Consider the following 6,374-nt stretch of genomic DNA (forward strand, 5'->3'; position numbering starts at 1 on the left):
AAAATCCTACCTCCATCCCAATTTGAAATAAAGCACAACCCGGCTTTTTGCGCTGTAAGCAACACTCTTCCCGTAACACCAACCCAATCTGTCGCCAATAATCAGGTGAAGAGTGACAGACTAAACAGCTTGTTCTGCGGTACGCACATCAATGCCCAATCCGTAACAAACCTCAGTCAGATCGCTTTCCGCAACCGCATGGCTGATCCAGCCGACATAGCTATCGGTCTCTGTATTCCAGCACCACAACATATAGCCCTCATCCAGCAGGGAAACATAGGCCCGACGCAATAATTCCGGCACAGTCACGCGCTGTAGAAATTCCTCGTCTTCCACATCGTCAGTACCCCAGTCGATATGTATGTTCGGGTCGGGCAGGATATTACTCATCGCCTCGATGAACTCCTGCTTGCCCCGCCAGCTGACAAAAAAGCCCGACTCACCATCGATCACATCCTTGACCAACCACATCAACTCGACAGTACTGACAATTTCGTCCTCTTCCTTCTGTGCCAGCTCCTCCAGAAATTCTTCGTGCTGGGCTTCTGCTCTTTCTGGATTATCCGGGTTGATCAAATCAAACAGATGGCGGGCCTGTTCGGCCCACACCTGGATAGGTTCGTCTTGCATACTTAAATACCTTCAATCATGGATAGATCAGCGCACTCAATGCACTGCAGCAGACCTTGAACAAGTTCTTAGTCGCTATTGTACTGGCCCTAACCCACCACCATACGCTTACGCGCCAACCAGGCAGCCAGTACCGCGCGAAAATTGGCGATCTGTTTCGATTGTTCCCCACTTCGGGTGGCAATCGCCAATGACAGATGTGCCCCATCGTCCAACAAGGGGAGGTAATCCACCCCTTCCATCCGCACGCACTCAAGCGGCGAGGGCTGTATGGCAATACCAACGCCTGCAGCCACCAAGCCGATCTGCGTTGTCGCCTCTCCCGCTTCCTGTACTACCCTGGGGGTGAAACCTGCTTGAGCACAGAGCTGCCATACCGAAGTCGGCAAGCCGGTTCCTGCATCTTTGGGATAGGTAATGAATCCCTCGTCACGCAACTGCTTCACCCACACCGCTTGCTCGGCAGCCAAAGGGTGTTGGGTGGAAATCACAAGTCGCATGGGGTCACGATGAACTTCATCCATATCGATACCGTCAGGCAACACATGCCCGGCAAAGCGGACAAAACCAATATCCAGCTCATTTGCAAGCAAGGCAGTGAATTGCTCTGCAGTAAACAACTCTCGCAACTGCAACTTCACATCCGGCCAACCCGCGCGGAAGTCATGTAATACCCCAGGTAACAGACTGGTAAAGGGCAGCGACGAGGTAAACCCCACGCGTAGTTGCCCTTCCTCACCCTGCGCCACACGCCGTGCCTGCTCGGCAGCTGATTCAGCATCGGCCAGGATGCGTTTGGCCCTGTCCAGAAACAGCTGACCTGCCTCGGTCAGCGCCACCCGTCGCTTGCTCCGCTCGAACAGCACCGCCCCTATCTCATCTTCCAACGCACGAATCTGCTGGCTAAGTGGTGGCTGGCCGATATGCAAGCGCTCTGCCGCCCTGGTGAAATGCAGCTCTTCTGCCACCGCAACGAAATAGCGTAGATGTCGCAGCTCCATTTGATACTTTCAAAGTATTAATTCAACCAGAAACATATATTGGACTCACAGATATCGCCAGCCCTAGCATGAGCACATCTCGCACTGGTTGCGATATACGCCGAGTTCCGACATGTCCAGTTCTGCGCTTGCCTCCCCCGCTCTCCCTCAAGTACCCACCCGTCTGACCACCGACAGTCCTGCTTACCGACGTACCGCGTTGGGGGTCTTTGCGGGTGGTTACGGTACGTTCACGATCGTCTACAGCCTGCAACCCCTGATGCCGCAGTTCTCACATGCGTTTGGCGTAACTGCGGCTGATGCCAGTGGTGTGCTGTCCGTCACCACCGGCACACTGGCATTAGGGCTGATTCCGGCAAGCCTGCTGGCCGACAGGCTGGGGCGTAAACCCGTCATGGCCTTCTCGCTGGCGCTAGGTGCTGCATTGATGCTGGCTTGCGCCCTTGCCCCCGACTTCAGCAGCCTGTTGCTACTGCGTGGCCTCTTGGGACTGGTACTGGCTGGTTTACCGGCTGTAGCCATGGCTTATCTGAGCGAAGAAATGGAACCCAGCGGCCTCGGGCGGATAATGGGCCTATATATCGCTGGCAATGCGCTGGGCGGTATGCTGGGGCGTTTTCTGGCCGCCCTGTTAACCGAGTGGTATTCCTGGCAAGCCGCCACCCTGGCCATCGGCAGCATAGGTGCCATCTGCGCATGGCTGTTCTGGCGCAATCTACCGCCATCGCAGCATTTCCAACCCACCAACATCAGCTTGGCTGAGGTGTGGCAAGACACAAAACTTCATTTCCGTGACAAAGGCCTGCCCTGGTTATTTGCCACGCCTTTCCTCTTCATGGGGGCATTCGTCAGCATCTACAACTATCTGAGCTACCGGTTGCACGACGCACCATTCAACCTCACTCCCGGCCAGCTCGGGCTGGTCTTCTCGCTCTACATCCTCGGCATGGGTGCATCCGCCTGGGCAGGCCGGCTGGCTGACCAGCTTGGCAGACGTAATGTACTTTGGGTACTAGTAGGGGCGATGGAGGCGGGCTTACTGCTTACATTGGCCAACTGGCTGCCCCTTGTCATCCTGGGTCTAGCCGTCTGTACACTGGGCTTCTTTGGCGCTCATGCCGTCGCCAGCAGCTGGGTAGGCCGACGCGCCTTACGGGCAAGAGCTTTGGCTTCTGCCATCTACCTGACTGCTTACTACCTGGGCGGCAGCGTATTAGGCTGGCTGAGTGGACTGGTTTGGGAAGTAGCCGCATGGCCCGGTGTCGTCGGCTTCCTGCTGCTGATCATGCTGGTGTGCCTCGGCATCACTTTGCGGCTTCGTAAGCTCGTACCGTTATCAAGCTGACACCCCATAATTTTTCGTCGGGAACAGGTTCCTAGCCGCTGCCAGCAACTCATTGAACCAGCAACGGCACAACATCGTCACAGCCAGACAGGACATCTCGAACTTGTACACGTCCAGCCAGTACTAAGTAGCTATGAAGTCTTCACCTTTCTGAAAGGTTGATCATGCAACGCAAGCTGCTCGTGCCCCTATTTGCTGTTATGTCCGTCTTCACCACTGCCGGCAATCTTGAGGATTGCACCAAGGCAGCAGGCACATTTTTGAGCGGCACCGTTGTTAAGGGCCCCACATTTAAACCAGGCAGCTACCTCAACGGCGTAGAGCTCTCTCATACCCATCTCCAACTAAATGCCGAGCAGGATGGAAAAACCTATGAAGTTGCAATAGACAATGTCTTTGCAGCTGGGTACGACTCTGCCGGTGAATCGGTACCCACCTCGCTGGCCAGTATTTCAGTTGGAACACGACTGGGGCTTTGTGGATTGCGTTTTCCAGGCGGCATCCATTGGGTACACACCAATTGCGGAGAAACGCCTAACAGCCAACACCCTGACGGCTGGGTGAAACTGCTGGATGCCAACAATCAGGCTGGCGAAAGCCTGACTGGCAAACAGGAATATTGCAGGTTGTGGTCTTCTAAACGCGGCTAACAAAACCCCTCTGGTATGTTAGAACCTGTTCAATGTCTCGCGAGCCAGGGCGAGACTTTGAGCAGGTTCTTACGCACACGCACCTTCCCCACGTACACCTGGGTCGGTAAGCCTTGCTAGCCACTTTGCTGATTTTATCCACCGCGCCAAAACCAGATAAACGACCTAGTTCTTGAGCCTGCTAATGAACTTGTGGACGGTGTTTATAAAACCGAACCCAAACCCGGCTCACTTACCTTCCACAACAATCTGGCTTTTGATATCTCGCAGCATGGTTTGTACCGACGGCAACATTGCTTTGAAATCAGCAGGGTTACAAACAACCTGCCCAGTCGATTTTACTTTCAATGCCCGGGTTATCTTTATCTCCCGATTCTTCAACCTGTAACTTGCGTCATAGTCGAAATAGCGGTTTTTCAACTTCACAGGTTTGGGGAGCGAGACAACCTTGGTCCCCTTTGGGAAAACATAGTTCGCTTCTTCATCCACGCTGAATGAAGCGCAAAGAAAGGGCTGCGTACGAGCTGACTCGGATATCAAGCCTGCGATGGCGCCGGATATACCCCCCGTCAAGGTACTGCTGGCCGATAAACCAACCATGCCAGGGAATGCTGCGAAATTTTCTACTTTTGCGTCGTAGTTCGTACCCTGCCTGTCCCATTTACTCATCGCCGGGTTCAATGCGTATTGCCCCTTGCCTTTCAATCCGCTTTGCAACAACAGATTCTCTATCATCTGGTTACGGTCGGTTTCCGGCGTGTTAAGGAAATTATGGCGGTCCACCTCCGCATAGAGCCCGATCACCTCTTTTGATCCTTTGATATCGGCAGTGCCATCCTCCTTGACCACGACATTCATCTTGTAATGGGTTTCGTCCTGCTGAACCAAAGGTAGATGTGCGATTTGGCCGCTACGGGTCAACAACGCCGGTTTGCCTTCCAAGGCAGGGCTAAGAAAACCCGCCTCCAGTGCCTCAGCGGTCGAGTCGACATACAGATCAAGCGATGGGATATATGTGATGGCATGGTCAAATGCCGACGCTACGGGGACTTCCGGTAAGCGGTAGCTGTTGCCCAGATTAACAAGCGCAGTACTACTATCGATGTTCACCGCAGCCAGCATCGCTTCCAGCAAGGTGGTGTGGTCTTTACAATCACCGTACCGATTATTAAGCACGTCTTCGGCAGCATGGGGCACTACCCCGCCACGCCCCAGATAAATAGCAACGTAGCGGATATTTTTACGTACCCAGTTGGACAGAATCAGCGCCTTGCTACGGTCATCTGTTACCCCATGTGTCAATTCCTGCGCCAAGGCAGTGATCTTGGGTGTGGATGCAGCCTTGTCCCGCGCACCTTGTTCATAAGCCTTGGCTAGCTCGGCGTAGTCCTTGAATGTGCTGGTTTGCAGCCTATGCCCATAATCGACATAGGCAACCGACCCCGACTCAATACGGTCCTTCGGCTCAGCCTCATAACGCCATGCATACATTTTCCGGCCAGGTTCCGCTTTCGTAGGCAACGCGGCATAACCTTTCACCTCTGCCTTGAAAGACAAGCTCTCAGGTAAGTCGTATTCAATGGTCGATTCTTTATAAGGATGGAATGCCGGTAGATTGGTCCCCCCAAAATACCCAGGGAACATAGGCTGGCTTTGCAGTGAGTAACTGAAATAGATGCGGTCACCCACATCCAGATCGGGGAACACAATCACCTTGTATTCGCTGTCATTGAACATCGGGGCATTACTTGATGCAGGGTCAGCCTGCGTTTTGATCTGATCTGCCGAGACAACAACTTTTCTGCCATCTGCTTTCAAGGTGTAGGCTTCCAGTGAAAGCAATTTATCAAGCTGCTTATTCAGATAAATGTATTGCTGCCCGTTTTCCTGCAATGCGCGCTTTTCTTGCAGCAATACCTGAACTTCACTACGGAAAACATAACTGCCATCGGTCTCGACACGATATTGCGACCGAGCTTTCTCGATCAACGCCGACGGGTCATCACCCAATGCGACGGAAGCGTAAGACAGCGGCTGAAGACAAATTGCGAGTGCTAATACTGACTTTTTCATTGTAAATCTTTATTTGTTAACGGAATGCAACGCAGGAACCTGTTAATAGCCAAGTCAATTAGGACTTGTTCAGGGTCTATCACGAGCAACTATCAGCAGGACACAGAGCAGCACAGAAACCAGAATGTACTTTTGTACATGGGGCTTTCGAACAGTATGTTAGGCCCTGATCGCTGTTGCGCAGTCAGATCGTAGACAGGTTCTAAGAGGTGACAGAACCATACACACTTCGTTCCAGATACATGGCAAGGTAAATCCCGTACATAACGCTGACCAACTACTCAAAGCCTACAGTGGACCTGCAATGCCGACCCTCACCTTGTGATACTGCAGATCGAGAGACTTTGAACAAGCACTTAAGACAAACCTTTAGATTCTGAATCACAAGCATAGGGCGAAATTATGCTTAACAAGCTCTAGACTCTTGACTGGGGTGTGACAACCATCGAAGGATGTCCCAATGCTCAAGCGTATAAAGATCGGTCATCGACTGATCCTTACATTCAGTGCGGTACTGGCCCTGCTCGTCGCCACGGCCTGGCTCGGTATGAATCCCCCCGGTTTTCGTGGAGGCTCAGTTGTTAGAGACAGGCGAACTGTGCCTGCTCGTTTAGCTGTCGGTAATAAGCTGTCTCCGCTTCTGCTGGTGGCACGTAGCCGATTGAGCTTAGTAAC

Annotated in this window: 6 protein-coding genes; 3 read left to right on the top strand and 3 right to left on the bottom strand. The window is 52.9% G+C overall.

Annotated features, from left to right (window positions below):
* Positions 1-120: 120 nt before the first annotated feature.
* A complete protein-coding gene (locus ACUHMQ_RS12375) occupies positions 121-630 on the bottom strand; it encodes a DUF6630 family protein (protein WP_445295770.1) in 510 nt (169 codons plus the stop codon).
* An 89-nt stretch (positions 631-719) separates the two neighbouring features.
* Positions 720-1,631 carry a LysR substrate-binding domain-containing protein gene (locus ACUHMQ_RS12380; protein ID WP_445295771.1) on the bottom strand — a complete coding sequence of 304 codons (912 nt, stop codon included), beginning with the start codon at positions 1,629-1,631 and terminating at the stop codon, positions 720-722.
* Positions 1,632-1,743: 112 nt separating this feature from the next.
* On the opposite strand from ACUHMQ_RS12380, the gene ACUHMQ_RS12385 reads away from it, so the two are divergent.
* Both ACUHMQ_RS12385 and ACUHMQ_RS12390 read left to right on the top strand, forming a co-directional pair.
* Complete coding sequence (locus ACUHMQ_RS12385; RefSeq protein WP_445295772.1) at positions 1,744-2,976, top strand: MFS transporter; 1,233 nt, start codon at positions 1,744-1,746, stop codon at positions 2,974-2,976.
* A gap of 164 nt (positions 2,977-3,140) precedes the next feature.
* On the top strand, positions 3,141-3,626 hold the full coding sequence (locus tag ACUHMQ_RS12390; protein ID WP_445295773.1) for a hypothetical protein: 486 nt from the start codon (positions 3,141-3,143) through the stop codon (positions 3,624-3,626).
* A 228-nt stretch (positions 3,627-3,854) separates the two neighbouring features.
* Here ACUHMQ_RS12390 and ACUHMQ_RS12395 read toward each other — a convergent pair whose 3' ends face one another.
* A complete protein-coding gene (locus tag ACUHMQ_RS12395; RefSeq protein WP_445295774.1) occupies positions 3,855-5,699 on the bottom strand; it encodes a DUF3857 domain-containing transglutaminase family protein in 1,845 nt (614 codons plus the stop codon).
* A 460-nt stretch (positions 5,700-6,159) separates the two neighbouring features.
* Between ACUHMQ_RS12395 and ACUHMQ_RS12400 the strand changes: the two genes are divergently transcribed.
* The coding region (locus tag ACUHMQ_RS12400; protein WP_445295775.1) for a hypothetical protein at positions 6,160-6,374 on the top strand (215 nt) is incomplete at its 3' end.

It is taken from the genome of Chitinimonas violaceus (genome assembly GCF_052601015.1).

Coding starts and splice junctions, on each gene's coding strand:
- ACUHMQ_RS12375 (WP_445295770.1), bottom strand. CDS start 630: ATGCAAGACGAACCTATCCAGGTGTGGGCCGAACAGGCCCGCCATCTG.
- ACUHMQ_RS12380 (WP_445295771.1), bottom strand. CDS start 1,631: ATGGAGCTGCGACATCTACGCTATTTCGTTGCGGTGGCAGAAGAGCTG.
- ACUHMQ_RS12385 (WP_445295772.1), top strand. CDS start 1,744: ATGTCCAGTTCTGCGCTTGCCTCCCCCGCTCTCCCTCAAGTACCCACC.
- ACUHMQ_RS12390 (WP_445295773.1), top strand. CDS start 3,141: ATGCAACGCAAGCTGCTCGTGCCCCTATTTGCTGTTATGTCCGTCTTC.
- ACUHMQ_RS12395 (WP_445295774.1), bottom strand. CDS start 5,699: ATGAAAAAGTCAGTATTAGCACTCGCAATTTGTCTTCAGCCGCTGTCT.